Below are 25,518 nucleotides of genomic sequence, written 5' to 3'. Positions count from 1 at the left end.
CCGTCGGCTTCAGGGGGCGTGCGGGTGCGGCCCCGCGTTCAATCGGTGCATGGCAGCCGGGCGGCGCTCCGGGTCAGGGCCCCACCCGTCGCCAGTCCGTCACAGGGCCGGGGTCTGTGTGGTCCGCAGGGGTGACCCAGAAGGCCTTGCCCAGCTCAGCGCTGAACTGGGCGCCTGTCCGGCCGTCCCCGGAAGAGCGGCCGGTCAGGCGGCGGCCTATCCACGGCAGCAGGTGCTGCTTGGCGAACCGCACGTCCGTGACCCGCCGCGTGACCCATCCCGGCGGCGGGGTGGCCGGGATCGGCGTGCGCCATTCGGTGTCCTCGGGCACGTAGCCGAGCGTCTGCCAGACCGCCTCCGCGACCCGGCGGTGTCCCTCGGCCGTCAGATGCAGCCGGTCCACGTCCCACATCCGGGGGTCGGCCAGCGAGGGCGCCCCGTAGAGGTCCACCACCAGCGCGCCGTGCCGCTCCGCCAGCTCGTCGACGCAGGCGAACAGCTCCTCCATGCGCGGCCGGAACCGTTCCAGGACCGGGCCGTTGCGGCCGGGGCTGCGCATCAGCACCAGCTGCCCGCAGGCGGGCGCCAGGCGCTCCACGGCCTCCGTCAGCAGACCTCGTACCCGGCCCATGTCGCACTTGGGCCGCAACGTGTCGTTGAGCCCGCCGACCAGCGTGATCACATCGGGGTTCATGGCGGCCGCGACGTCGACCTGCTCGTCGACGATCTGCCCGATCAGCTTCCCGCGCACCGCCAGGTTGGCGTACCGGAAGCCGGGGGTGCGGGCGGCCATCCGCGCGGCGAGGAGGTCGGCCCAGCCCCGGTAGGAGCCGTCCGGCAGCAGGTCCGACATGCCCTCGCTGAAGGAGTCGCCGACCGTGACCAGGCTGGTGTGTGTGGGGTGCGTGGGATTCGTGTGCATGGCAGGAGCGATGGTATCCCGGCTCCATACCCGTCGGTCGGTCGGCCCTCGACCGCCCGCGGCGCTCAGGCGTGCTGCCCGAACAGCTCCCGCAGCACGTCCTCCATCGTCACCAGCCCCGCCAGCCGTCCGTCCGCGCCGAGCACGGCCGCCAGATGCGTACGGCTGCCCCGCATCGCGGTCAGCACGTCGTCCAGCGGCGTCGTCTCCCGCACGCGCGCGATCGGCCGCATGTCGCGCAGCCGGAACGGCACGTCCCGCGGCAGGGCGTCCAGCGCGTCCTTGACGTGCAGGTAGCCGGTGATCCGGCGGCCCTCGTCCACCACGGGGAACCGGGAGAAGCCCGACTCCGCCGACAGCCGCTCCAGCTGCTCCGGCGTGACGCCCACGCGCGCGTAGACGACACCCTCCAGCGGGACCACCACGTCCCGCACCGGGCGACGGCCCAGCTCCAGGGCGTCGTGCAGCCGCTCCCGCGCCCGGTCGTCGATCAGACCCGCCGTACTGGCGTCCATGACGATCTCGGCCAGTTCCGCGTCCGAGAAGGTCGCCACCACCTCGTCCCTGGGCTCCACCCTCAGGAGCTTGAGCAGGCCGTTCGCGAACGCGTTGATCGTGAAGATCACGGGACGCAGCGCCCGGGCCAGCGTGACCAGCGGCGGTCCGAGCAGCAGCGCGGTGCGCACCGGTTCGGCGAGCGCGACGTTCTTCGGCACCATCTCGCCGAGCAGCATGTGCAGATACGTGGCCAGCGCCAGCGCGATCACGAAGGAGACGGCGGCGCCGGCGCCCTTCGGCACGCCCAGCGCGTGGAACACCGGCTCCAGCAGATGCTCGATCGCCGGTTCCGCGACCACACCCAGGACCAGCGTGCACAGGGTGATGCCGAGCTGGGCGGCGGCCAGCAGCGCGGAGACGTGCTCCAGGCCCCACAGCACACTCTTCGCGCGCCGGTCGCCCTCCTCGGCGTGCGGCTCGATCTGGCTGCGGCGCACCGAGATCAGGGCGAACTCGGCGCCCACGAAGAAGGCGTTGAGGACGAGGGTCGTCAGACCGATCAGCAGTTGTACGGCGGTCACTTCTCGCCCTCCCCCTTCAGACTCTGCTCGTCGTCGAGCGGCGCGTGCAGCAGCACCCGGGCCGCCCGGCGACCCGACGCGTCCACCACGTCCAGCCGCCATCCGGTGACCTCGACGCGGTCGCCGGTCCGGGGTATGCGGCCCAGCTCGGTCGCGACGAGGCCGGCGAGCGTCTCGTACGGCCCCTCGGGCGCCTTGAGGCCCACACGGGCGAGCTGGTCGATGCGGGCGGCACCGTCCGCCGAGTACAGCGCACGGCCGTCCCCGTCGGCCCCGGCGGGGGCGAGATCGGGGGTCTCGTGCGGGTCGTGTTCGTCCCGCACCTCGCCGACGACCTCCTCGACGATGTCCTCCAGGGTCGCGACGCCCGCCGTACCGCCGTACTCGTCGATGACGACAGCCATCGTGCGCCCGCCGGAGAGCCGGTCGAGCAGCCGGTCGACGGTGAGCGACTCGGGGACGAACAGGGGTTCCCGCATCACGTGGGAGACGGGCCGGTGCCGTCGTTCCTCGGCGGGCATGGCCAGGACGTCCTTGATGTGGGCGATGCCGACGACCGAGTCGAGGCTGCCGCGGTAGGCGGGGAACCGGGACAGTCCGGTCGCCCGGGTCGCGTTCGCCACGTCCTCGCAGGTCGCCTGGACGTCGAGGCAGACGACCTGGACGCGCGGCGTCATCACGTTCTCCGCGGTGAGGTCGGCGAGGTTCAGGGTGCGGACGAACAGTTCGGCGGTGTCCGCCTCCAGGGCGCCCTGCTTGGCGGAGTGCCGGGCCAGCGCCGCCAGCTCCTGGGGGCCGCGCGCGGAGGCCAGCTCCTCGGCCGGCTCCAGGCCGAAACGGCGCACCACGCGGTTGGCCGTGTTGTTGAGGTGGGTGATGAAGGGGCGGAAGGCGGCGCTGAACAGGCGCTGTGGGGTGCCCACCCGCTTCGCCAGGGCCAGCGGCGAGGAGATCGCCCAGTTCTTGGGCACCAGCTCGCCGACGACCATCAGGAACACCGTCGACAGGGCCGTGCCCAGGACCAGCGCGACCGAGCTCGCCGTCGACGACGGGATGCCGAGCGCCTCCAGCGGGCCCGCGATCAGTTTGGCGATCGACGGTTCGGAGAGCATGCCGACGACCAGGTTGGTGACCGTGATGCCGAGCTGCGCCCCGGAGAGCTGGAACGTCAGAGTCCGTACGGCCTTGAGGGCGCCCGCCGCTCCGCGCTCGCCACGCTCCGCGGCCCGCTCCAGCTCGCCGCGTTCGACCGTGGTCAGCGAGAACTCGGCGGCGACGAAGGCGCCACAGGCGAGCGAGAGCAGCACCGCCACGAGCAGGAGAAGTACTTCGGTCATCGGGTCACCCCTGTCCCATGATCGGACAGGGCAGGGGGGAACGCGCGATGTCGTCGACTGGGAGGCTCGCCCATGGTCGGACGTTCACACCTTTCATTGGAGGACCGTGCTCGGTGACCGTGCTCGCCTCCAATGGTAAAGGATGAGCAAAGAAGCTCAGTCGGTGAGGGGCTTCACCCAGCGCCGCCACTGCTCCTGCGGCGTGTACCCGGCCGCCCGCCAGGCGTGCTGCGCGGTCTCGTTGCGGACCAGTACCATCGCGTCCCCGCGCCGCCCGCCGAGCCGCACGAACCGGTCGTCTGCGGCGGCCAGCAGCGCCGAGCCGATGCCCTGACGCCGCCGCTCCGGATCCACCGCCAGCCGGTACAGATGGCAGCGCCAGCCGTCGAAGCCCGCGATCACCGTGCCGACCAGCGCTCCGTCCCGCTCCGCCAGGATCAAGGCCTCGGGATCGCGGGCGAGCAGCCGTTCCACACCGTCCCGGTCGTCGCTGATGCTCGTGCCCTCGGCGGCCGACTTCCAGAAGGCCAGCACGGTGTCGAGGTCGTCTGGCCCGGCGGTCCGTATGCGCAGTTCCGTCATGCGGACGATCACACCACGGGCCACGCACCCTCACGCGGAATTCCGGCATGCGGACGGCCGCCCGCCGCTACTCGCCCCGCAACTCCGCGATCACCGGCGCGAACGCCTCCATGTACGGCTCCAGCACGGTCAGGTACGAGAACCCGTACCGCCCGCGCCGCTCCCGCAGCTGCTCGGCGAGCTGGGCCGGCGGGCCGGCCAGCACGATGGGCAGCGCCAGTGCCTGTCCGGCGGTCAGCTGCGGCTGGCGGTCCAGCAGCGGCTTGATCGCGGACTCGGGGTCGTCCGTGACGGCCACCAGCTGGAGGAGCAGATTCAGCTCGGCGGGCACCTCGCGCCCCGAAGCCAGTTCCCGGTAGCGGCCCACGCGCTCGTCCAGCTCCTCGGGCGTGATGGGCCGCAGCTGTCCCGTCGTCGTCCCCGGCACCAGCGTGACCCCGGTGAACCCGGCGATGTCGGCGTGCTCGGCGGTCAGCCGCAGCATCCGGTCGCCGTTCCCGCCGACCAGTAGCGGCACCCGCGACTGCACCGGACGCGGCTCGAACTCCGCGGAGCCGAGCAGCCGGTCGAGCTCCGCCACGGTGTGCCGGAGATGGTCCACCCGCTCGCGCGGCGAACCGAAGGGCAGTCCGGCCGCGTCGTGCTCCGCCTGTACGTAGCCGGTGCCGAGCCCGAGTTCGAGGCGGCCGCCCGTCAGCGCGTCGGTCGTCGCCACCTCGCGGGCCAGCAGCGCCGGGTTCCAGAAGCCCGCGTTGAGCACGAACGTGCCCAGACGCGGCCGCTCGGTCGCCTCGGCGGCCGCGACCAGCGCCGGGAACGGCGCGGGCATGCCGAGGTGGTCGGGCACGAGGATCACGTCGTACCCGAGCTCCTCGGCACGCCGGCACTTGGCGCGCCACTCCGCGGCGGGCGCGGAAGTGAGCAGATTGACCCCGAAGCGGAACGGATGCGGCATGAACTCTCCCCGACGCCAGGTGACTTGAGTCTCCGCCGCGATTCCATCACTCGTGCGCGATGGCCGCCAGTACGTTCATGCGGGACGCGCGCAACGCCGGCAGGAGTGCCGCCACGATGCCCACCACGGCCGAGCCGATCACGACCGCGACGATCGTGCCCCAGGGGATCGCGAGAGCCGTCATGCCCTGCAACGCCAGCACCTGCTGCGTGCACACGCCCCACACCAGTCCCAGCGTCAGCCCCAGGACCGCGCCGAACACCGCGATCACGACCGACTCCAGCCGGATCATCCGGCGCAGCTGCCGCCGGGCGAGTCCGATCGCGCGCAGCAGCCCGATCTCCCGGGTGCGCTCCACCACCGACAGGGCGAGGGTGTTGACGACGCCGAGCACCGCGATGACGATCGCGAGCCCGAGCAGCGCGTACACGAGGTAGAGCAGCACCGCGATCTGGTCGTGGACCAGCTTCTTGTAGTCGGCCTGGTCGCGCACCTGCACCTGCGGATACGCGGCGAGCGTCTTCTCCAGGCGTGAGCGCAGCTGGTCGGCCGTGGTGCCCGCGGTCTTGTCGACGTAGAGCGCGGAGTCCTGCCCGTCGGGCACGTACTTCTCGACCGCGGCGATGCCGAAGAACAGCCCGCCCTGCATCCCGAACCCGCCGGAGCCGGCCTGGTCGGTGAGGGCGCCCACCTTCATCTCGGCCGTCCGGCCGCCCTGGAACTCGACCGGGACCGTGCTCCCCAGGCGCACCTTGTGGTCCTTGGCGAAGTCGGCGTCCATGCCGATGCTGCCGTCCGCGAGCGCCGCCGCGGTGTCACCGCTCGCGTAGGTGACGTGGGCGACGTCGTCGACCCGCGTGTCGTATCCGGCGGCGGTCGTCTCGATCCGCTTGCCGTCCGGAAGCCTCACCGCCAGGGGCGCGAACCGCTGGCGGACGACCAGGCCCACACCCTGTGTGGCGCGCACCTTGTCCGTGATCTCCTGCGTGAAGGGCAGGAAGTTGCTGTTCTGGACGACGAAGTCGGCGCCGAGGGTCTTGTCGATCTGCCGGTCGAACGACTTGGACATGGAGGCGCTCGCCACCGACATCCCGCCGACCAGGGCCAGGCCCACCATGAGGGCGGCCGCGGTGGCGCCGGTGCGGCGGGGGTTGCGCAGGGCGTTGCGCTGGCTCATCCGGCCGACCGAGCCGAACAGCGCGGGGAAGGCCGCGCCGAGGACGCGGATCACCGGCCGGACGAGCAGGGGGCCGGCGATCACGGTCGCGATCAGCGTCAGGACGACACCGAGGCCGAGGAGGGAGGCCGCCGAACCCGTCCTGGTCGCGGCCGCGCAGCCGGCGAGCGCGGCCGCACCGGCCGCTCCGACGACGGATCCGACGATCGCCCGCGTCTTCAACGGCCGCCCCACACCGGCGATCTCCGCGTCCGCGAGCGCCGCCATCGGCGACACGGTCGCCGCGCGCCGGGCTGGGAGGTACGCCGCGACGAAGGTGACGCCGACGCCGACGACGTACGCCGCGACGGGCGTCGGCCATCCGATGACCATCTCGGTGGCCTTGAGGTTCATGCCGAACGCGCTCATGAGCCTGATCAGCCCGAACGCGAGCCCGATCCCGGCCGCCAGACCCAGCGTGGAGCCGACCAGGCCGAGCAGCACCGCCTCCGTCAGCACGGACCGCCGCACCTGCCGCCGGTCGGCGCCCAGGGCGCGCAGCAGGCCCAGTTCGCGGGTGCGCTGAGCGATCAGCATGGAGAAGGTGTTGACGATGAGGAAGATGCCGACCAGCACCGCGATACCGGCGAAGCCGAGCATCACGTACTTGATGACGTCGAGGAATCCGCCGAGGTCGGCGGCGTCCGACTTGGCCTGCTCGTCGGCGGTCTTCAGCTCGTAGGCGCCGGTGCCGACCGCCTGGCCGACGCGCCGCTTGAGCACGTCGTCGGTCACGCCCTTCGCCGCGTCCACCGAGATGCTGGTGGCCTTGCCGGCGGCGCCGAGCAGCTCGCGCGCGGCGACCGCGGGGTCGAGGAAGACGAGCGCCGCGCCCGGGTTGGTGGTGGTGAAGGTGGCGATGCCGACGACCTTCACCTTGAAGGTGCCCGGCTGCGCCTGCACCGTCAGCGTGTCACCGATCCGGACGTGCTTCTTGTCGGCGGTGTCCGCGTCGAGCAGTGCCTCGCCCGCGCCGCTCGGGGCGTGGCCGGAGGTCAGCTTCACCGGGCTGCGGGCGGTGAGGTACCAGTCGGTGGCGATGGTCGGGGCACCTGTGGTCGGTCCCACGGACTTGTTGTCGCCGTCGACCACCACGATGTTCTGGACGGACACGTCCGCGTGGGTCGCCGCGACCCCGTCGACCTGCGAGACCTGCTCCGCGAGCGCCGCCGGGACGGTCTGGACGGCGCCGGTCGGCACGGACGACTTGAGGTCCTCCTTCGGCCCCACCGTCACATCGGCGGCGGTGGAGGCGAAGAGCCGGTCGAAGGTACGGGTGACCGTGTCGGAGAAGATCAGGCTGCCCGACACGAACGCCACGGACAGGACGACGGCCAGCGCGGACAGCATCAGCCGTCCCTTGTGGGCGAGGAAGCTCCTGAGGGTCGCTTTCAGCACCGGGTCAGTCCTCCTCGACGGCGCCGGCGCCGTCGCCGTCGACCTGGGTCGGGATGACGTCGGAATCGGGGGTCTGGGGGTTTCCCCCGGAGAAGAGGCGCATGCGTTCGAGCACCGCCTCCGCCGTCGGCTGCTCCATCCGGTCCACGATCCGCCCGTCGGCGAGGAAGAGGACCAGGTCGGAATGGGCGGCCGCACCCGGGTCGTGGGTCACCATGACGACGGTCTGCCCGAGGTCGTCCACGGCGTCCCGCAGGAATCCGAGGACTTCGAGACCGGCCCGCGAGTCGAGGTTGCCGGTCGGTTCGTCGGCGAAGATCAGCTCGGGCCGGGAGGCCAGCGCCCGCGCGCAGGCGACGCGTTGCTGCTGCCCGCCGGAGAGCTGTGTCGGCCGGTGCTTCAGCCGGTTCCGCAGTCCGAGTGTGTCGATCACCTGGTCCAGCCACTTCTCGTCGGGCTTCTTGCCCGCGATGTCCATGGGCAGGGTGATGTTCTCGGCCGCGTTCAGCGTCGGGATGAGGTTGAACGACTGGAACATGAAGCCGATCCGGTCCCGGCGCAGCCGGGTCAGCTCACGCTCCTTCAGCCCCGTTATCTCGGTGTCGCCGAGCCATACCTGACCGGCCGAGACGGTGTCGAGTCCCGCCAGGCAGTGCATGAGGGTGGACTTCCCGGAGCCCGAGGGCCCCATGACCGCGGTGAAGCGGCCACGCGCTATGTCCACGTCCACCGAGTCCAGGGCGAGCACCGTGGTCTCGCCGGAGCCGTACGCCTTGGTCAGTCCCCGGGCGCGGGCGGCGATCCCGTCGGCCGACCGCCCCGGCGGGTGTTCCGCAGCAGGTGTGGACAAGGCCGCCTCCTCGCTCGCTGGACTTCAGCACTCCCTTGCCGCGGCCGAGCCTAGTGTGACGGTGGGCACAGCCGGTATCCCCCCTGTGGTCGAGGCGGTCTCCGCCCCCAGGTAGGGCCCCCGATACCGGTGTAAGGGGCAATCTCCACCCGTGGGTAGACGCCGGGCCGCGCCGGGGCGGCACCGGATCACGTTCGGGTGGTGTAGTGGTGTCGTCGCCGTGCCGAGGGGCCGGATCACGTCCGGGCGGTGTCCTCGCTGAGGCCCGGGCGCCAGGCCGTGCCCAGCACGCAGTACGACGTGGGCAGCTTCGGCCCCTTCTCCGGCATCAGCATCCGACGGTAGGGGCCGAGTTCGAACCCGGCGTCCCGCAGCGCGGCGACCGGGTCCCGGGCGACGTGACAACCGCCGCTCAGCAGGGGCCACAGTGTGCGGTCCAGGGCGAGCTGGGTGAAGGTCATCGCCGGGCCGCCGCCCCGGCCGTGCTCGAAGAACCGCACCTCGCCGCCGGGCCGCAGCACGCGCCGCACCTCGCCGAGAGCGCGCGGCACGTCACGGACACTGCACAGCACCAGGGACAGTACGGCCGCGTCGAAGGCCTCGCTCTTCACCGGCAGCGCCTCGGCCGCGCCCGGCACCACATCGACCGGCACCTCGCAGCGCAGGGCGGCCTGCACGGCCAACCGCCGCAGCAGGCGCTCCGGTTCGATCGCGACGACCTCGGAGACGGCGCTCGGATAGCGGGCGAAGTTCAGTCCGTTGCCCGCGCCGATCTCGATCACCCGCCCGGACAGTCCGGCGAGCATCCGCTCACGCACTCCGGCCAGGCCCAGCCTGGTCTCGGCGCGCGTACTGACACGGGCGTAGCAGCGGGCGAACAGCGGGTGGTGGACGGGATCCCGCACCGGCTTGCCGGAGCCTGCGGGCCGTATCCCCATGGCAACCTCCCAGACAGGACGGCCAGGACGGACCTAGGAGGATTCTCCCCCGTGCGGGCCCGTCACACCCCCCGCGGCACGCTCACGCGATGAAGTCGCGCACCTGTCCGTACACGCCGTGGTCGTTGTTCATGTCGTTGTGCGAGATACAGCCGACGTCGACGTTGGTCGCCCCGCTCAGCTCCGCCGAGGTGTCCGGGTTGATCGCCTCGTCGCAGTCCGACCAGTAGGCCGCGTACGACACGCTGCCCGGCGTCTCGTCACCGGAGTTGAGCGCGGTCAGGAACGAACTGCCCGTCTGCATCTCCTTGCAGGACGTGTACAGCCACCCGCACAGGGAGGCGATGTTCGTGCCGTGGTTCACCCCGGCGACCGACACGAAGTCGTCGACGTACGACGTCCCGCCGAGGTTCTTCAGGTAGTACCGGCTGCTGAGCGCGCCCATGGAGTGGACCACCAGGTCGACCTTCGAGGCGCCGGTCTTCGCCAGCACGCTCTTGACCTCGGTGGCCAGCTGCGAGGCGGTGGTGGCGTTCGACTGGGACCAGTCGTACGACCACGCGAACAGCTCCGAGGACGAGTAGCCGTCGGCCTCGAAGTCCGCGACCCAGTCGTCCCAGCTGCTCGACGAGCTGCTGATGCCGTGCACGAACACGATCGGATTGTGGCTCGCCGCGTGCGCCGGGGCGGCCGTGAGGGGGAGTGACAGAAGGAGCGATGCGGTCATAGCCGACAATGCCGTGACGACGCGACGCTTGTGGCACTGCATGGTTGCCTCCTGAACTAGTGGGGTTGTTCAGGAGTGTCGGGACGGGTCTACGCGCGCCGCATCGGTAATTTCGCCAGTCTTTACGAGTCAACTAACTCGCCAGTAACATCAATTGTGTGGTAACGCCGGTGAACCCCCCACCCCTTGACGGCATTTCGCCACCGCAGCCCCTGGGCGCGGGGCCGTGCCTGGATCCCGCGCTCCCCGAAGGCGTCCGCGCCCGGGTCCTGCGTGTCGTATACGACGACCGGCACGCCGCGGGCGAACTCGCCGCCCGGCTGACCGAGCGGCAGACCGCGGGCCTCGACCCGCTGCCCACCGAACCTGCCGATGTCGCACCCGAGTTGCTGCGCACCCACCGCGGCGAGATCCGCGCGCTGCCGGACCCCACCCGGCTGCTGCTGCTCCTCGCCGCCGCGGACCAGTACCCGGTCGCCACCCACGGGTTCCTGCGCGCCGTCGCGGCGGCTCGCCTCGACACCCGGCCCCTGGAGGCGGCCGAGGTGGCCGGCATCGCGCACGCCACCGCGGGCGGGGTGGTCTTCCGGGACGCCTGGACGCGGATCGCCGCCTACGAGACCGCGTCACCGGCGGACCGCCGCGACGCCCACCGGCTGCTCGCCAGCGTGCTGAGCGGGGCGGAGGAAACGTCCCGCCGCTCCTGGCACCGAGGAGCGGGCGCACTGGGCCCCAGCGGACGGCTCGCGGCGGAACTCCGCACGGCCGCCGACCGCTCCCGGGCCACCGGACAGCTCACCCTGGCCGGTGCGCTCGCCGAACGCGCCGCCGCGCTCTGCCCCGAACCGGCCGAACGGAACCGGCTGGTGGCCAGGGCCGCGGCCGACGCCTGGTCGTCGGGAGACGCCGACCGGGCGCGCGGGCTCGCCGCCCGCACCGAGGACTCCGCACTGAGCGGTGTCCTCGCTCTGCGGGCAGGCAACGCCTCGGAGGCCTTCGACGCCCTGCTCTCGGCCGCGGTCCGCCAGCGACAGGCCGAACACTCCACCGAACTGCTGGCCCTGGCCACCGAAGCGGCCGTCTACACCGGGGACCTGAGGAGGTGCCGGGAGGCGTTCGTCGTCGCGCACTGGCTGGGCGTCGCACCTCCCGGCGCCCTCGCCGGGCTCTGCGCCGCCGTCGAGGGCCGCTACGAGGACGCCCGCAACGTGCTCAAGGCGACGGCAGGCCGGTGCGGACCCGGCGGCGACCCCACCCTGCTGATCCACGCCGGCATCGCCGCCCTCATGCTCGGCGACCACACCCGCGCCGCCACCGCCACCCTCCGCGCCGCCGCCTCCGCGCATTCCCGCGGCACCCCCGTCACCGCCGTACAGGCCATGGAGTTCCGCGCCTACGCCGACTTCTGGACCGGCCGGACCCGTGCCGCCGAGGCCGCCGCCCAGGACGCGCTGGGCCGGGCGCACGCCACCGGGCAGGACAACGGCGCGTGCCATCTGCGGGCCGCCCTCGCCATGTTCGCCGCGGTCACCGGCGACGAGGACGCCTGCCGGGAGCGTGCCGCGGCCGCCCGCTCCCACGCCCTCGCCCACGGCCTGGGCCTGCCCGCCGCGCTGGCCCAGTGGGCCCTCGCCTTCCTGGACCTCAGCAGCGGCCGCTACCCCGCCGCCGTGGCCCGGCTGCGCGCCCTCGCCGGCTTCGGGCCCGGACACGGCCACCGCGCCGTCCGGCACCTGGCCACCCCGCACTACGTCGAGGCCGCCGTACGCACCGGGGACACCCGGGCCGCACGCGCCGCCCACGCCGACTACCAGCGGTGGGCGAGCGTCGTCCGCAGCCCCGACGACCTGGCGCTCAGCGCCCGCTGCCGGGCCCTGCTCGCGCCCGGCGCCGAGGCCGTCGAGCACTACCGAGCGGCCCTCGACCTACACGCCCGCGGAACCCGGGACTTCGAACGCGCCCGCACCGAACTGTTGTTCGCGAGCGCCCTGCGCAGGCTGCGCCACCGCACCGAGGCCCGCGACCGGCTGCACAGTGCCCTGGAGGCCTTCGAGGCCTTCGGCGCTCCGCACTGCGCAGCACAGGCCCGCGCCGAACTGCGCGCCCTGGGCACCCCGGTGCACGCGCCCGCCGCGGCGGACCCGGCCGCCCTGCTCACCGCCCAGCAGCTGATGGTCGCCCGCATGGCCGCCGAGGGCGCCACCAACCGCGAGATCGCCGACCGCCTCGCCCTCAGCCCCCGCACGATCGACCACCATCTGCGGGGGGTCTTCGCCCGGCTGGGCATCCGGTCACGCATCGAGCTGGTGCGGCTGCTCGGGGCGGGAGACGGCTGAGCCGGACGCCCCGGACCCGGGCCGCGGGGCAGCGCCTCGGCAAGCGGATGCCGTCGGCGAAGGGCCGGAGTGCGCCCACCCGTCGAGGGCGGGGCGCGCAGGCGCGACCCGGCGCGCGGTGGCCGGAGCGTGCCGCCGGGAAGGCGACGGCGGCCTGAAGCGGCGGCCCCTTCCCGCTGCCGTCCGGCGAGGTCCGCCCCGGCGGCCCAGCGCCCGTCGTGCCGGAGCCCGGACCGTTCGGCACGGCAGGCCACGGAGGCACGGAGGCCGGTTGCCGAGGCGGCCGGCGGCGGGGGCCGAGGCCCGTGAGGGGCGGCTCGGGGTCCGTGAGGGGCGGCTCGGAGTCCGTCGTGCGGGAGACCGGTCCGTTCCTCGTGCGGCTGGTCGCGGACAGCGGCTGCTGATACGGCCGGGCGCGGGCCCGCCAGGTGCGGGTCCGCGCCCGGCGCACCGGAGCCGGTCCGTCACGGCGCCTCGCGCACCCGGAACGCCTCCGCGTCCCAGCTTCCGTCCAGCCGAGGTGACAGCCAACCGGGAGCCGCCGTACGGAAGTCGGCCGGCGCGAGCGCCCCGGCCCCGGCGGGCAGCGCGCCCAGCAGCGGGGCCCCGGCCACCTCCGGCAGGTCCGCGAGGTTGCAGCGCGAGGCGAGATCGGGCGCCTCCGGCCAGCTGCCGATCACCACACCGAGCAGCCCGATCTCCCGGGACCGCAGTTCACGCGACGTCAGCTCCGTGGTGTTCAGGGTGCCGAGCCCGGCGCTGGCGACGACCAGCACGGGCGCGTTCAGCAGCCGGGCCGCGTCCGCCAGCGTGCCGCCCGCCGCGTCGAACCGTACGAGCAGCCCGCCCGCCCCCTCGACCAGCACCAGGTCGTGGTCGGTGGCCAGCTTGGCCGCGGCCTCGGCCACCTCGTGCGGGTGCACGGGAACGAGACCCGCCCGCCGCGCCGCCGTGCCGGGAGCCAACGGATCCGGGTAGCGGGCCAGTTCGGTCGCCGTCACCGCGCCGGCGAGGCGCACGACCTCGTCGGCGTCCCCGCGCTCGTCCGGCCGTACGCCGGTCTGCGCGGCTTTCAGCACGGCCACCGACCGTCCGGCCGCGAGCGCGGCGGCGGCCACCGCGGCGGTCGTGACCGTCTTGCCGACCTCCGTGCCCGTGCCCGTGATCACCAGTACCGGCATCTCATCCCTCCCGCGCCGCCGCGCACACCGCGCGCGCGATCCGTGCCAGGTCCGCGTCGCCGGTGACGTACGGCGGCATCGTGTAGATCATGTCGCGGAACGGCCGCAGCCACACGCCCTCCCGCACGGCCGCCCGGGTGGCCGCCGCCATGTCCACCTGATGGTCGAGCTGCACGACCCCGATCGCGCCGAGGACGCGTACGTCCTTCACCCCCGGCCGGTCCGCCACCTCGGCGAGACCCTCCCGCAGGCCCATCTCGATCCGCTTGACCTCGGCCTGCCAGTCCTGCCCGAGCAGCAGTCCGATCGAGGCACAGGCGACGGCAGCCGCCAGCGGATTGCCCATGAACGTCGGACCGTGGGCCAGCACCGGCACCTCGCCCTGCGAGATGCCGTCGGCCACCCGTGAGCTGCACAGCGTCGCCGCCATGGTCAGGTAGCCGCCGGTGAGCGCTTTGCCCACGCACATCACGTCCGGCGCCACCGCCGCGTGGTCGGCCGCGAACAACGCGCCCGTCCGGCCGAATCCCGTCGCGATCTCGTCGAACACCAACAGCACGTCGTGCGCGTCGCACGCCTCGCGCAGCACCCGCAGATAGGCGGGGGAGTGGAAGCGCATCCCGCCCGCGCCCTGCACCACCGGCTCGACGATCACCGCGGCCAGTTCGCCGGCATGCCGTTCGACCGCCGCGCGCAGATGCTCGGCGTACGACTCCTCGTAGTCCGCGGGCGGCGCGTCCGCGAACACCTGGCGCGGAAGGATGCCGGTCCACAGCTCGTGCATGCCCCCGTCGGGGTCGCAGACCGCCATCGGCTGCCAGGTGTCGCCGTGGTAGCCGCCCCGCCAGGTCAGCAGGCGCCGCTTCTCCGGACGGCCGAGCGAACGCCAGTACTGCAGGCACATCTTGACCGCGACCTCGACCGACACCGAGCCGGAGTCCGCGAGGAAGACATGTTCGAGGCCGTCCGGTGACATGTCGACAAGGAGCTTCGCGAGGCGTACGGCGGGCTCGTGCGTGAGCCCGCCGAACATCACGTGACTCATCCGCCCGAGCTGCCCCTGCACGGCCTCGTTGAGCACCGGGTGGTTGTAGCCGTGGATCGCCGACCACCAGGACGACATGCCGTCGACGAGTTCGCCCGAGCCGTCCGCCAGCCTCAGCCGGACCCCGCTCGCCGCCTCCACGACGAGCGGTTCGACGCGCCCGGGCATCGGGCCGTACGGATGCCACACGTGCCGCCGGTCGAGCTCCAGCAGCTCGGGCACGCTCAGGTCAGGCATTGGGTGCGAGATCCGTTCCGGCGCCCCGGCGACGGACGGAGACCAGATCCGTGCGCGGCTCGTTCGCCGACGCGGCGGCGTCCACCGACGCGGCGACGGAACCGCAGAGACCGCCGCCCTCGTGGGAGCCGCAGCCCGCGCCCTCGTGCGAGCCGCAGCCACCGCCCTCGTGCGACCCGCAGCCCGCCTCGGCGTGCGAACCGCACCCGCCCCCGGCGCTCGCCCGGTGCTCCGGAAGCGTCACCTGGTCGGCGCCCTCCACCTCGAAACCGGCGTCCGCGATCATCTCCAGGTCGGCCTTGCCCGCCTGGCCCTCGCTGGTGAGGTAGTCACCGAGGAAGATCGAGTTGGCCAGGTTCAGGGCGAGGGGCTGCATGGTGCGCAGGTGCACCTCGCGGCCGCCCGCGATCCGCACCTCGGCGTCCGGGCAGACGAACCGGACCATCGCCAGGATGCGCAGACACCGCTGCGGGGTGAGGTTCCACTCCTTGGCGAGCGGGGTGCCCTCGAACGGGATCAGGAAGTTCACCGGAACGGAGTCCGGGTCGAGCTCGCGCAGCGAGAAGACCACGTCCACCAGGTCCTCGTCGCTCTCGCCCATGCCCGCGATCAGACCGGAGCACGCGGACAGACCGGCCGCATGGGCCTTCTGCACCGTGTCCACCCGGTCGGCGTACGTGTGCGTGGTCGTGATGTCCGCGTACGTTTCCTCGGAGGTGTTGAGGTTGTGGTTGTACGCGTCCGCGCCCGCCTCGCGCAGCCGTTCGGCCTGACCGTCCGAGAGCAGACCGAGGCACGCGCACACCTCGACGCCCTCGTTCTGCTCCTTGATCGCCTTGATGGTGTCCGACACCCGGTCCACGTCCCGGTCCGTCGGGCCGCGTCCGCTGGCCACCAGGCACACGCGCTTGGCGCCTCCGGCCAGGCCCGCGGCGGCGGCCTCGGAGGCCTCGTCGGGCTTGAGCCAGGTGTACTTCAGGATGCCGGCCGTGGAGCCGAGCCGCTGCGAGCAGTACGAGCAGTCCTCCGGGCACAAGCCGGACTTGAGGTTGACCAGGTAGTTAAGTTTCACGCGCCGGCCGAACCAGTGCCGGCGCACCTTGCCGGCCGCGGCCACCACATCGAGCACGTCGTCGTCGGAGGTGGCGAGCACGGCGAGTGCTTCCTCGCGGGTCGGCAGCTCGCGCCGAAGCCCCTTGTCCACCAGCGTGTTCAGCAGGTCCATGAGGTCCGATCCTGTCCTACGGGACCGCCCCGGGCCAAGGAGAGTTTGCACAACGGAGACGGATCACCGTGTGGGTATTGCCACACCCTGGGCGGCTGGTCGTCCGGCTAGTGTCTGTCCGCTACCTACAAATGCCCCGGAGGACCCATGGCGTTCGGCTGGATCGACGACCAGGCGGAGCAACGCCGCCGCGCCGGACTCGTACGGACGCTGCGTCCCCGTGTCGCGGATTCGCCGCTCCTCGACCTGGCGGGCAACGACTACCTGGGGCTGGCCCACCACCCCGAGGTCACCGAAGGAGCCGCGGCCGCGGCACGGACCTGGGGCGGCGGCTCGACCGGCTCCCGGCTGGTCACCGGCACCACCGAGCTGCACACCGAGCTCGAGCGCGAGCTCGCCGACTTCTGCGGCTTCGAAGCCGCCCTGGTCTTCTCCTCCGGATACGCCGCCAACCTCGCCGCGGTCACCACGCTGGGCCCGCACGGCTCCCTGATCGTCTCCGACGCCGGCAACCACGCCTCCCTGATCGACGGCTGCCGGCTGGCCCGCGGCACCACGCAGGTCGTCGGGCACGCCGACCCGGACGCGGTGCGCAAGGCGCTCGGCACGCGCGAGGGGCCCGCGGTCGTCGTCTCCGACACGGTGTTCTCGGTCGACGGGGACGCCGCGCCGCTGGCCGCGCTCGCCGAGGCCTGCCGGGAGCACGGCTCGGGGCTGCTCGTCGACGACGCCCACGGGCTGGGCGTTCTCGGGGACGGTGGCAGAGGAGCGCCGAACGCGGCCGGACTCGCGGGCGCCGAGGACGTCGTCGTGACCGTCACCCTGTCCAAGTCGCTGGGCAGCCAGGGCGGCGCCGTGCTCGGTCCCGCCCGGGTGATCGACCACCTGGTCAACGCGGCACGGACGTTCATCTTCGACACGGGCCTGGCCCCCGCCTCGGTCGGCGCGGCCCTGGCAGCCCTCAGGCTGCTGCGCCGCGAGCCGGCGCGGGCGGCGCGGGCCCGCCAGGTGGCCACCGAGCTGCACGCACGCCTGACCGCCGCGGGTCTGGAAGCGGTACGTCCGGACGCCGCGGTGGTCTCCGTGCGTGCGCCGTCCCCCGAGGGGGCGGTGCGCTGGGCGGCCGACTGCCGTACGGCAGGCCTGTCCGTGGGCTGCTTCCGTCCTCCTTCCGTGCCCGACGGCATCTCACGGCTCAGGCTGACCGCCCGCGCGGACCTCTCCGAGGCCGAGATCGAACGCGCTGTACGTGTGATCGGCGAGACGCGACCATGAGTCGGCGTGACACGGCCGTGCGCCGCCTGGGCTGAGTCGGATCAGTAGGAGTCGGTCGGGTCGGGGTGTCCGGGGATCAGCTGACCGTGGTCAGGAAACCCGCCCAGCTCCCGGGGGAGAAGAGCAGCGCGGGTCCGGCCGGGTCCTTGGAGTCGCGCACGGCGAGCAGTCCGGTCAGCGGACCGGAGAGCGGCTGTGCCGTCTCCACGCAGTTGTTCGCTCCGGTGCTGTAGCTGCTGCGCAGCCACCGCACGCCGTGCAGATCGGTACTGGAAGGTACGTGCCGAGGCAGTGCAGTCATGGTGCCTCCTTATGAGCCGTCACCTATCCCGGCGATGTAATCCAACGATTCCTCGGGTGAAAGGGCGTGGATCTGAAGGGTGTTGAAGGCCTCGGAGTAGGCCTGGAGGTCTTCTTTCCGTTCGAGATAGAGGCTACTCGTCAACTGGTCGAGAACAACCACGTCCAGATCAGATGTGCTCGGAAATGAGAAGATAACGAAAGGGCCGGTGATGCCGATGTGCGCTCCGGCGGCGAACGGCAAGACCTGAAGCCTCACTTGGGGCAGACGTGCCGCCTCCAGCAGGCGCTCCAGCTGCCGCGCCATGACGTCCGGACCACCGACCTCCCGTCGCAGCACCGCCTCGTCCAGCACGGCGCTCAGCTCCAGCGGCGGCTCCGACCGCAGCACGTCCTGCCGGGCCAGCCGCACCTCCACCAGCGCGTCCAGCCGCTCCTCGGCGTCGTCGAGCCCGCCCACGGCCGCCCGGGTCACCGCCCGCGCGTACTCCGGCGTCTGCAGCAGTCCCGGGACCACCGACGTCTCCAGCGTGCGCATCCCGCTCGCCTGCGACTCCAGGCTGATGAAGTCCCGGTAGGTGTGCGGCAGTACCCCGCGATAGGCGTGCCACCAGTGATGACGGCCGCCGACGTCGTCCGATCCCGCCAACACCATGAGCAGCTCGCGCAGTTGGCCGTCCGTCACGCCATAGGCGTCCAGGAGTAACCGCACATCGGCTGGTTTCACCCCACTGGCGCCCGTTTCGATACGGCTTACTTTCGACTGGTGCCAGCCCACCAGCCGGGCCGCCTCACCGCTCGTGAGACCCGCCTCGGTGCGCTGCATGCGCAGTTCGGCGCCCAGTTTCCGGCGGCGCACCGCGGGACCGTTCTGCATGGGCTACTCCTTACTCCTTCCGAGTCGCCCAAATACGGTCTGCCGTCGCAGAGTTCACCGCTTCGAGCGACAGATATATGCATATCTTGGTGGATCGCCACCCGTGACCGGCGCGGTAATGGCAGTCTGGCGACGAAGCACCAGTCCGGGACCGTACTCGAACCATCCGCACAGTGTCGGACTCCGGTCCCGTGGGAAAGGGACGACGTCGCCATGGCAGACCATCTGGAAGCATCCATCACTCTGCCGAGCGATCCCGCCTCGGTCTCCGCCGCCCGCTCCTACGTGATCGCCACCCTCGCGGAATGGGGCCTGCCCCCGGACACGGAAGTGGCCGACACCATCCGGCTCATCGTCTCCGAACTCACCACCAATGCCGTACAGCACACCTTCGGGCAGTCACCCACCTTCACGGTGGACATCGCGCTCGACCGCGACGAACACCTGCGCATCGGCGTCACCGACAGCCATCCGCGCTTCCCGAAGAGACTCCCCGCAGCTGTCCAGCAGGACAACGGCCGGGGCATGGTCATCATCCGCTGGCTCACCGTCGAGTGCGGTGGCAAGCTACGGGTCCGGCCCACCCGCGAGGGCGGCAAGACCGTCTCCATCGAACTGCCCTGGACAGTACCGGCCCAGCCGGTCACGGCCGCGGGACAACAGGAGCCGTAGCACTCACACCCCCTGTGTCTGGTGCGCACGCCCGAACGCGCCCCGCAGCAGGGCCCGGAAGGCGTCCGCGGCGGGCGTCGAGCCGTCGGCCCGGTACGCGACCGAGATCGTACGCCGCAACTCTCCCCCTTCCAGCGGGCGCACCCCGACCGGAGTCACCGCCGTCCGGGCCACCATCTCCGGTACGACCGCCACCCCGAGCCCGGCACTCACCAGCGCGCACACCACGGCGTACCCGGGGGTCGGCACCAGCAGCGCCGGAGCGGCCCCGGCCTCGACCAGGAGGGCCTCCACCGCACGCCGGGCCGCATGGTGCGGCGCCATGCTGACCAGCGGCTGCCCGGCGAGCCCGGCCAGCGGAAGCCGGGAGGAGGCGCTGCTCAGTTCGTGACCCGGGGAGGTCACCAGCACCAGCTCCTCGACCAGGACCGGCTCCAGGCCGACCGAGGACGGCACGGGGACGGACTCGGCCGGGTGATACGTGTGCGTCAGGGCCAGGTCCACCTCCCCGGCCGCCACCGCCGTCATGCCCGCCGGAGGGTCGTAGTCCGCGACCGACAGCTCGACGTGCGGATGCGCCCGGCGGAACGCGCTGAGCGCCGGCGGAAGCAGATGGACGCCCGCGGTGGGAAAGGTTCCCAGCCGGAGGGCGCCGCCCGACACCCCGGCCAGCCGCGCCAGCTCGTGCCGGGCCTGCTCCAGCTCGTCGAGGACCCGGCGGGCCCGTGCCGCCAGCAGCTCACCGGCGTCCGTCAGCCGTGCCCCACGGTGGTGGCGGACGAGCAGCGCCGTGCCCGCCTCCCGTTCCAGCTTGGCCAGCTGCTGGGAGAGCGCGGGAGGCGTGTAGCCGAGGCGCTCCGCGGCACGGGTGATCGATCCCGCTTCCGCGACGGCGACGAGGGCCGCGAGTCGTGTCGGGTCGTACATGGCCGGATCGCCTGCCTGGAGGTGCCTGTCTGAAGGCGCGTGCCTGAAGGCGCGAGCCCAAAGGATTGCTTAAGGACTACCCAGACTATTCGAAATACCTGCTGAAGGCCTCGGCCGGGCAGGCTGGACGCCATGGATGGACAGCTCATCGCCTTCACCGGCATCGCGGCCGGACTCGTCGCCATGCCGGGTGCGGACTTCACGGTCGTCGTACGCAACGCGTTGGTCTCCCGCCAGGCCGGCGCGGTCTGCGCGCTCGGCATCGCGGGAGGGCTCCTGGTGCACACCACGCTGGCGGTCGCCGGGGTCGCCACCGTGCTGGTGGCCGTTCCGGCGCTGTTCCGCGCGCTGCAGCTGCTGGGCGGCGCCTACGTCCTCCATCTCGGCGTCCGGACCCTGTGGACGCTGCGCGGGCCCACGGGGGAGCCCGAGGCGGCCGCGGCGGCCAAGACGCGCCCCCTCAGGCAGGGATTCGTCACCAACGTCCTCAACCCCAAGGCCTCACTGACCTTCCTGAGCCTGCTGCCGCAGTTCGTCCCGTCGGGCCACGCGGCGCTCCCCAGGACGCTGCTGCTCGCGCTGATCGTGTGCGCGCTGGCGCTGGCCTGGTTCCAGGTGGTGGCCCTGCTGGTCGACCGTCTCGGCCGGTGGCTGCGCCGGCCGCGGGCCGCCAGGGTCCTGCAGACGGGCACCGGAGTCGCGCTGACGGCCCTGGGCGCGGCCCTGCTCGTCGAACCGGTCCTGACGCTCCTGGCGTGACACCGCATCAGGCCGGGCCGGGAACCGAAGGGGTGGCGGCCCGGCAGGAGCCGTCACCCCCTCGGCGGGTCAGCTGACCCGGCCGTACCAGACGCTCCTCGTCCAGATCTTCTCCAGCTTCACCACGTCCCCGCTCTTCGGGGCGTGCCAGATCTTCCCTTTGCCGGCGTAGATGCCGACGTGGTAGACGCTGGAGCCAGAGTGGAAGAACACCAGGTCTCCGGCCTTGCGGCTCCTGGCCGAGATGTGGTGCGTCTTGTTGTACTGCTGGGCGGCCGTACGGGGCAGGGCCTTGCCCGCCTTCTTGTACGAGTACAGCGTCAGCCCGGAGCAGTCGAACCTCCGCGGCCCGGTGGCGCCCCACTTGTAGGGCGACCCCTTCTTGGAGGCCGCGACCTGGAGTGCCTTCGTCGCCATCGTCGCGGCCGAGGCGTCGGTGGCGACACCCGGGACCACGATCGAGCCGCCCACGGCGGCGATGGTGAGGGCCGAGGCCGTACCGGCCCGGGCCATGAGCGACGGGACACGATTGAGCGCAGTCATGCGCAACCCTTCGTCAGCCGCCTGTGAAGGATGACCTGTCGGATTCGGGCTGGCGAAGTTGCCCGGCCGTGTTGCCACGGCTTCACCCCAAGGGCTGCTCGGAACGAACAAACAGACGAACGAACATCCGTTCCGGCGACCCGTCTTGCTTGGGTCCTCCACTCCTGCCGATCCACTCCTGTCGACCGGTCATCCGGGCGGCGGCAGGATTCGGCGTCCGCCCGGACCGCCCCGCCGGTGTGGCGGGGGCTTGTCGTCAGACAGGGATCTTCACTCACAGGTGTCCGAAATACCCAATGGAATCGGGGATTTGTGGCGTTACTCACCACTCACCCGTTCGGGTGGACACTGCTGTGTTCGAGTCATGATCGAGGGGGTGAAGGACCTCCGGACCAGCATCGAAGCACCTCACCGTCCGTCTCGGGCAGGCGTGTTGCGCAACTCCGACGGCCTCACGAACGGACGCTCGACTACTCCGAACGGGGGTAAGCCTTTTGGGCCGTTTCAACTCCGCACGGGATCGGCACCGGACGGGCGTGCGTCAACCCGCGCCAACGGGCGGGACGGTGACCCGCGCGGTGCGGCGCTCGCCGTCCAGCACCCGCATCGCCCGCGCGAGAGTGTCCGCGTGCAGTTCCCTCTCGCCCCGCTGGTGCATCAGGGCCAGCGCGTCACGCAGGTCCGCCGCGGTACGGACCAGCGCCTGGGCGGCCCGCAGCCCGCGGTACGTGTCCCCGTGCTGTGCCGGGTTGATCCGGCCCAGCAGGTCGACCGCGTCGAGGTAACGGTCGATCAGTTCGCCCTCGGCCCGGGTCAGGGCGGGCAGGGGCGGCAGCTCCGGAGGCAGCATCGGCGGCTCACCTTCCGCCCGGCGCGGTGCGGGACGCCTTGCGGCTGGGGATGATCCCGTCCACCAGCCCGTATTCCAGCGCGCCTCGCGCGTCCAGGATCAGGTCCCGCTCCAGATCCTCGTGGACCTGCTGCGGACTGCGTCCCGTGTGCTGAACGAGCATTCCTTCGAGGAGTACGCGGACCCGGTCCAACTCCCTGGCCTGGATGTCGAGGTCGCTCGGCTGCCCCTCCACCGGCTCGGGCAGCGACGGCTGCCGGAGCAGCATGCGCGCGCCCGGCAGCGCGAACCGCTTGCCCGGCGTGCCGGCGGCGAGCAGGACCGCGGCGGACGAGCCGGCCTGCCCCAGGCAGATCGTCTCCACGTCGCAGTTGATGTACCGCATCGTGTCGTAGATCGCCGCCATCGCACTGAACGAGCCGCCCGGCGAGTTCAGGTACAGCGAGATGCCGCGGTCGGGGTCGGCGTGCTCGAGGTGCATGAACTGCGCCATCACATCGTTCGCCGCAGTGTCGTCGATCGGCGTGCCGAGGAACACGATCCGCTCCTCCAGCAGCTTCGAGTACGGATCGAGCGTGCGATGACCGGTGCTGGTGCGCTCGGTGAACTCGGGCAGGACGTAGCGGGCGGTCGATCGGGTCATGACATACCCCTCCTCGCGGCAGAGCCGTTTCCGGCAGAGCTCTCTGTAGAAAATGTACAGGACGTACAGACCGCGGGAGTGGTTTCCCACCGACGACGCCGAACCTGCGGGCCCCCGGAAGGGTCCCCGTAAGCTGGGGGCATGGCCTACGAGATTCCGGTGACGCAAGCCAGGGCTGAACTCGCCGACCTGATCAACCGGGTGGTGTACGGCGGTGAGCGCGTCGTCGTGACGCGGCACGGAAAGCCTCTCGTCGCCCTCGTCTCCGCCGCCGACCTCGAACGGCTGGAGGAGCTCCAGGAGCCCGAGGGGGACCAGGTGATCAACACGGTCTCCAGCGTTCGCGAGTCCGCGCCGACGTCCGCGTCCCACGATCGCCGCCGCTTCGGCATCGTGGCGGAGCACCGGGGAGCCAACGGCGCGTAGCCGCGCGACGTTCCCTGCGCCGTCCTTCAGCGGGGCGCCGACAGGGGCGAGGGCCGGGACGACAGGGTGAAGGCCGGGATGGCGGGGCCGAGGGCCGGGACGGCAGGGGCGAAGGCCGGGGTGACGGGACCGAGGGCCGGGACGGCAGGGGCGAAGGCCGGGGTGACGGGACCGAGGGCCGGGACGGCAGGGGCGAAGGCCGGGACGACGAGGCCGAGGGCCGAAAAGACCGTGTGCCCCTTCCGTCGCAGCGGGAGGGGCACACGGCCGTCTGTTCGGGTGCCGGGTCAGCCGACGGGCGCGAGCGCCGGCTCGGGCGCCGGCTCGACGCTCCGGGCGCGTGCCTTCAGGGCGCTCCCGAGCAGCACCGCGCCCAGGCCCAGTGCCGCCCACCAGGCCAGCGTGAGGGCGGGAGCGGTCGCTGCCGCGCCGTCGAAGAACGACACCGACCGCAGCAGGGTCGTCCCCGCACCCGGCGGCAGCCACTGACCGATCGTCCCGGCCGGGTCGGGCAGCATCTGCGGAGCCGAGGAGGCCCCGGAGAACGGGTTGCCGAGCAGCATGACCACACCGGACATGACACCGATCCCGGCGGGGCCGACGAGCGCGGCCAGACCCGTGACGGCAGCGCTCACCGCCAGCGTCGAGAGCCCGAACGCCGCGGCCTCCGCCCACCAGTCGCCCGTGATCATCTTGAGCCAGCTGTCCGCGATCCCGGCCGCGGCCAGGCCCACCAGAGCGGCGGCCCCCGCCAGAGCCGTCACCGCACGTGCGCCTCGTAGCCCGAGCAGGGTCACCACGGCGCCCGCCGCGATTCCGGCCAGCGCGAGCGGCAGCACGCTCGCGGTCAGGGCCGCGCCGCGCGGGTCCTTCGAGGAGGCGGCGACGACGTCGACGGTCTTCACCGGCGTGCCCGTGACCGTGCCTGTGCCTGTGCCTGTGCCTGTGCCTGTGCCTGCGCCTGTGGCCGAGGCCGAGGCCGAGTCCTGCCCGGCCACCGCCTGCCGCAGCAGCTGCGCGACGAGCGGACTCGCGGCGGACGCGGTGAGGAGTTCGGGGCCGCGGGCGGTCACGACCACCGCGCCGTACACCGTCCGGTTCTCTACGGCGTCGCGGGCGGCTGTCTCGTCGGCGTAGTGGTGGATGTCGAACGCGCCCTCGTGCCGCTCCAGTTGCCGCTCGACCTGGGCCGTCGCGGCCGCCGGGCCGGCCACGCCCAGCGGCAGGTCGCGGGGTGCGGTGCGGGCGGCGGGCCAGGCGAACGCCCACAGGGCGAGGGCGGTGAGGACGGGGAACGAGGACGATCACCGCTATCAGGCGCCGGGCGGGTGCCCTGGTGGCCCCGGTGGGGGTCGCGAAGGCGGTGGACATGGCTTCTCCTCGGGTCGGTCGGCGGTGCCGGGGTGGCCCGCTAAAAAGATGGATCGTTCGTTTTGCGGCGGTCTCACCATCCTCGCGGCGGTGCCCCTTGTAAAGAAGGAACGTTCGTTTTGAGTTGTGGACCATGGCCCGTGTATCCCAGGCACACCTGGACGCCCGCCGCCGCCAGATCCTCGACGGCGCCGCCCTCTGTTTCGCCCGCAACGGGTTCCACGCCACGTCCATGCAGGACGTGCTGAAGGAGGCTGACCTCTCCGCCGGCGCCGTCTACCGCTACTTCAGCGGCAAGGAGGAGTTGATCGGCGCGATCGTCGGCGAGGTGCTCGAGGTGCTGCGGGAGACCTATGAGGGGGCGGCCGTGGAGACCCCGCCGCCCCTGCCCGACGTACTGATCCCCCGGGCCCTGAGGCAGCTGAGGGAGGTCAGGCCGGGGCTGCTGGAGAGCGGGGAGTGGGTCTTCCCCCGGGTGATGGTCCAGGTATGGACCGAGACTCTGCGCAATCGCGAACTGGCGGACCTGGTGCACACGGGCTACGACCGCGTCCGGGCCGCCTGGGCGAGGGTGGTGGAGAGCTACAAGGCCGCCGGCCTGATCGCCGTCGATGCCGACGCGGACGCCATGGCCCGGGTGATGATCGCGCTCGCGCAGGGATACGCCGCACAGCTCGCCGTCATCGGCGACCTGCCGCCGGGGACCCTGGAGGAGGGGCTGCGGGCGCTGATGAGCATGCGGGACCCGCGCCCGGCTGTCTGACGATCACAGTTTGTTTAACGTGCCGGAAACTCGGTCCAACTAGCCTGCCGCTCCACGCCACCAGGGACTTTGCCCCGTGGCCGC

At 72.2% G+C, this 25,518-nt stretch carries 25 protein-coding genes, 1 pseudogene and 1 riboswitch; of the genes and pseudogenes, 6 read left to right on the top strand and 20 right to left on the bottom strand.

Going from position 1 to position 25,518, the window contains the following annotated elements; all coding sequences use genetic code 11:
* Window positions 1-73: 73 nt before the first annotated feature.
* From ACIPSA_RS32485 to ACIPSA_RS32445, 9 genes are all read right to left on the bottom strand, one after another.
* A complete protein-coding gene (locus ACIPSA_RS32485; RefSeq protein ID WP_402640895.1) occupies window positions 74-922 on the bottom strand; it encodes an SGNH/GDSL hydrolase family protein in 849 nt (282 codons plus the stop codon).
* Between the two features lie 65 nt (window positions 923-987).
* The gene (locus tag ACIPSA_RS32480) at window positions 988-2,001 is read right to left on the bottom strand and encodes a hemolysin family protein (protein WP_402640892.1); all 1,014 of its coding nucleotides are present in this window, start codon (window positions 1,999-2,001) and stop codon (window positions 988-990) included.
* Window positions 1,998-3,338: a hemolysin family protein gene (locus tag ACIPSA_RS32475; protein WP_402640889.1), complete on the bottom strand. Its 1,341-nt coding sequence runs from the start codon at window positions 3,336-3,338 to the stop codon at window positions 1,998-2,000. Before ACIPSA_RS32475 ends, ACIPSA_RS32480 begins: the two co-directional genes overlap by 4 nt.
* 156 nt (window positions 3,339-3,494) lie before the next feature.
* Complete coding sequence (locus ACIPSA_RS32470; protein ID WP_402640887.1) at window positions 3,495-3,920, bottom strand: GNAT family N-acetyltransferase; 426 nt, start codon at window positions 3,918-3,920, stop codon at window positions 3,495-3,497.
* 67 nt (window positions 3,921-3,987) lie between these two features.
* The gene (locus tag ACIPSA_RS32465; protein WP_402640885.1) at window positions 3,988-4,875 is read right to left on the bottom strand and encodes an LLM class F420-dependent oxidoreductase; all 888 of its coding nucleotides are present in this window, start codon (window positions 4,873-4,875) and stop codon (window positions 3,988-3,990) included.
* A 46-nt stretch (window positions 4,876-4,921) separates the two neighbouring features.
* Window positions 4,922-7,489, bottom strand: a complete 2,568-nt coding sequence (locus tag ACIPSA_RS32460) for an ABC transporter permease (RefSeq protein ID WP_402640883.1) — start codon at window positions 7,487-7,489, stop codon at window positions 4,922-4,924.
* A gap of 4 nt (window positions 7,490-7,493) precedes the next feature.
* The gene (locus ACIPSA_RS32455; protein ID WP_402640881.1) at window positions 7,494-8,339 is read right to left on the bottom strand and encodes an ABC transporter ATP-binding protein; all 846 of its coding nucleotides are present in this window, start codon (window positions 8,337-8,339) and stop codon (window positions 7,494-7,496) included.
* Window positions 8,340-8,575: 236 nt separating this feature from the next.
* Entirely contained in the window at window positions 8,576-9,277 is a 702-nt protein-coding gene (locus ACIPSA_RS32450) for a class I SAM-dependent methyltransferase (protein WP_402640878.1), read from the bottom strand.
* 82 nt (window positions 9,278-9,359) lie between these two features.
* Window positions 9,360-10,046, bottom strand: coding sequence for an esterase/lipase family protein (locus ACIPSA_RS32445; RefSeq protein ID WP_402640877.1), 687 nt, complete (start codon window positions 10,044-10,046; stop codon window positions 9,360-9,362).
* 116 nt (window positions 10,047-10,162) lie between these two features.
* Between ACIPSA_RS32445 and ACIPSA_RS32440 the strand changes: the two genes are divergently transcribed.
* Window positions 10,163-12,340, top strand: coding sequence for a LuxR C-terminal-related transcriptional regulator (locus ACIPSA_RS32440; RefSeq protein ID WP_402640875.1), 2,178 nt, complete (start codon window positions 10,163-10,165; stop codon window positions 12,338-12,340).
* Window positions 12,341-12,804: 464 nt separating this feature from the next.
* Here ACIPSA_RS32440 and bioD read toward each other — a convergent pair whose 3' ends face one another.
* From bioD to bioB, 3 genes are read right to left on the bottom strand one after another with little or no spacing between them, the layout of a single operon-like run.
* The gene (gene bioD, locus ACIPSA_RS32435) at window positions 12,805-13,521 is read right to left on the bottom strand and encodes a dethiobiotin synthase (RefSeq protein WP_402640872.1); all 717 of its coding nucleotides are present in this window, start codon (window positions 13,519-13,521) and stop codon (window positions 12,805-12,807) included.
* A gap of 1 nt (window position 13,522) precedes the next feature.
* On the bottom strand, window positions 13,523-14,803 hold the full coding sequence (locus tag ACIPSA_RS32430) for an adenosylmethionine--8-amino-7-oxononanoate transaminase (protein WP_402640871.1): 1,281 nt from the start codon (window positions 14,801-14,803) through the stop codon (window positions 13,523-13,525).
* Window positions 14,796-16,028: a biotin synthase BioB gene (gene bioB / locus ACIPSA_RS32425; RefSeq protein WP_402640868.1), complete on the bottom strand. Its 1,233-nt coding sequence runs from the start codon at window positions 16,026-16,028 to the stop codon at window positions 14,796-14,798. Before bioB ends, ACIPSA_RS32430 begins: the two co-directional genes overlap by 8 nt.
* A gap of 147 nt (window positions 16,029-16,175) precedes the next feature.
* Here bioB and ACIPSA_RS32420 point away from each other — a divergent pair, with 147 nt between their 5' ends.
* Window positions 16,176-17,303 (top strand): 8-amino-7-oxononanoate synthase, encoded by a 1,128-nt coding sequence (locus ACIPSA_RS32420; RefSeq protein WP_402640866.1) that lies wholly within the window; start codon window positions 16,176-16,178, stop codon window positions 17,301-17,303.
* 76 nt (window positions 17,304-17,379) lie between these two features.
* On the opposite strand, the gene ACIPSA_RS32415 is transcribed toward ACIPSA_RS32420, so the two are convergent.
* Window positions 17,380-17,604 (bottom strand): DUF397 domain-containing protein, encoded by a 225-nt coding sequence (locus ACIPSA_RS32415; protein WP_402640863.1) that lies wholly within the window; start codon window positions 17,602-17,604, stop codon window positions 17,380-17,382.
* Window positions 17,605-17,613: 9 nt separating this feature from the next.
* On the bottom strand, window positions 17,614-18,480 hold the full coding sequence (locus tag ACIPSA_RS32410) for a helix-turn-helix domain-containing protein (protein ID WP_402640860.1): 867 nt from the start codon (window positions 18,478-18,480) through the stop codon (window positions 17,614-17,616).
* A 213-nt stretch (window positions 18,481-18,693) separates the two neighbouring features.
* Here ACIPSA_RS32410 and ACIPSA_RS32405 point away from each other — a divergent pair, with 213 nt between their 5' ends.
* Window positions 18,694-19,152 carry an ATP-binding protein gene (locus ACIPSA_RS32405; protein WP_402640859.1) on the top strand — a complete coding sequence of 153 codons (459 nt, stop codon included), beginning with the start codon at window positions 18,694-18,696 and terminating at the stop codon, window positions 19,150-19,152.
* Window positions 19,153-19,155: 3 nt separating this feature from the next.
* Here ACIPSA_RS32405 and ACIPSA_RS32400 read toward each other — a convergent pair whose 3' ends face one another.
* Complete coding sequence (locus ACIPSA_RS32400) at window positions 19,156-20,079, bottom strand: LysR family transcriptional regulator (RefSeq protein ID WP_402640857.1); 924 nt, start codon at window positions 20,077-20,079, stop codon at window positions 19,156-19,158.
* Window positions 20,080-20,211: 132 nt separating this feature from the next.
* On the opposite strand from ACIPSA_RS32400, the gene ACIPSA_RS32395 reads away from it, so the two are divergent.
* Window positions 20,212-20,838: a LysE family translocator gene (locus tag ACIPSA_RS32395; RefSeq protein WP_402640854.1), complete on the top strand. Its 627-nt coding sequence runs from the start codon at window positions 20,212-20,214 to the stop codon at window positions 20,836-20,838.
* 69 nt (window positions 20,839-20,907) lie between these two features.
* Here the strand turns inward: ACIPSA_RS32395 and ACIPSA_RS32390 are convergent, their stop codons facing one another.
* The 3 genes from ACIPSA_RS32390 to ACIPSA_RS32380 form a co-directional block, all read right to left on the bottom strand.
* Complete coding sequence (locus tag ACIPSA_RS32390; RefSeq protein ID WP_402640852.1) at window positions 20,908-21,381, bottom strand: C40 family peptidase; 474 nt, start codon at window positions 21,379-21,381, stop codon at window positions 20,908-20,910.
* Between the two features lie 3 nt (window positions 21,382-21,384).
* Window positions 21,385-21,607, bottom strand: a riboswitch (cyclic di-AMP (ydaO/yuaA leader).
* Between the two features lie 315 nt (window positions 21,608-21,922).
* Window positions 21,923-22,231, bottom strand: a complete 309-nt coding sequence (locus ACIPSA_RS32385) for a hypothetical protein (RefSeq protein WP_402640850.1) — start codon at window positions 22,229-22,231, stop codon at window positions 21,923-21,925.
* A gap of 7 nt (window positions 22,232-22,238) precedes the next feature.
* Window positions 22,239-22,874, bottom strand: coding sequence for an ATP-dependent Clp protease proteolytic subunit (locus ACIPSA_RS32380; RefSeq protein WP_402640848.1), 636 nt, complete (start codon window positions 22,872-22,874; stop codon window positions 22,239-22,241).
* A gap of 141 nt (window positions 22,875-23,015) precedes the next feature.
* Here ACIPSA_RS32380 and ACIPSA_RS32375 point away from each other — a divergent pair, with 141 nt between their 5' ends.
* A complete protein-coding gene (locus ACIPSA_RS32375; RefSeq protein ID WP_402640845.1) occupies window positions 23,016-23,300 on the top strand; it encodes a type II toxin-antitoxin system Phd/YefM family antitoxin in 285 nt (94 codons plus the stop codon).
* Window positions 23,301-23,326: 26 nt separating this feature from the next.
* Here the strand turns inward: ACIPSA_RS32375 and ACIPSA_RS32370 are convergent, their stop codons facing one another.
* Together ACIPSA_RS32370 and ACIPSA_RS32365 are read right to left on the bottom strand one after the other, a co-directional pair.
* Window positions 23,327-23,563, bottom strand: a complete 237-nt coding sequence (locus ACIPSA_RS32370; protein WP_402640843.1) for a hypothetical protein — start codon at window positions 23,561-23,563, stop codon at window positions 23,327-23,329.
* A gap of 24 nt (window positions 23,564-23,587) precedes the next feature.
* Window positions 23,588-24,671: pseudogene (locus tag ACIPSA_RS32365) on the bottom strand (ABC transporter permease).
* A 133-nt stretch (window positions 24,672-24,804) separates the two neighbouring features.
* Here ACIPSA_RS32365 and ACIPSA_RS32360 point away from each other — a divergent pair.
* Complete coding sequence (locus tag ACIPSA_RS32360) at window positions 24,805-25,434, top strand: TetR/AcrR family transcriptional regulator (protein ID WP_402640840.1); 630 nt, start codon at window positions 24,805-24,807, stop codon at window positions 25,432-25,434.
* The last annotated feature ends 84 nt before the right edge of the window (window positions 25,435-25,518 follow it).

It is taken from the genome of Streptomyces sp. NPDC086549 (assembly GCF_044746205.1).
GTDB lineage: Bacteria > Actinomycetota > Actinomycetes > Streptomycetales > Streptomycetaceae > Streptomyces.
This window is presented reverse-complemented; position numbering and strand designations above follow the sequence as displayed.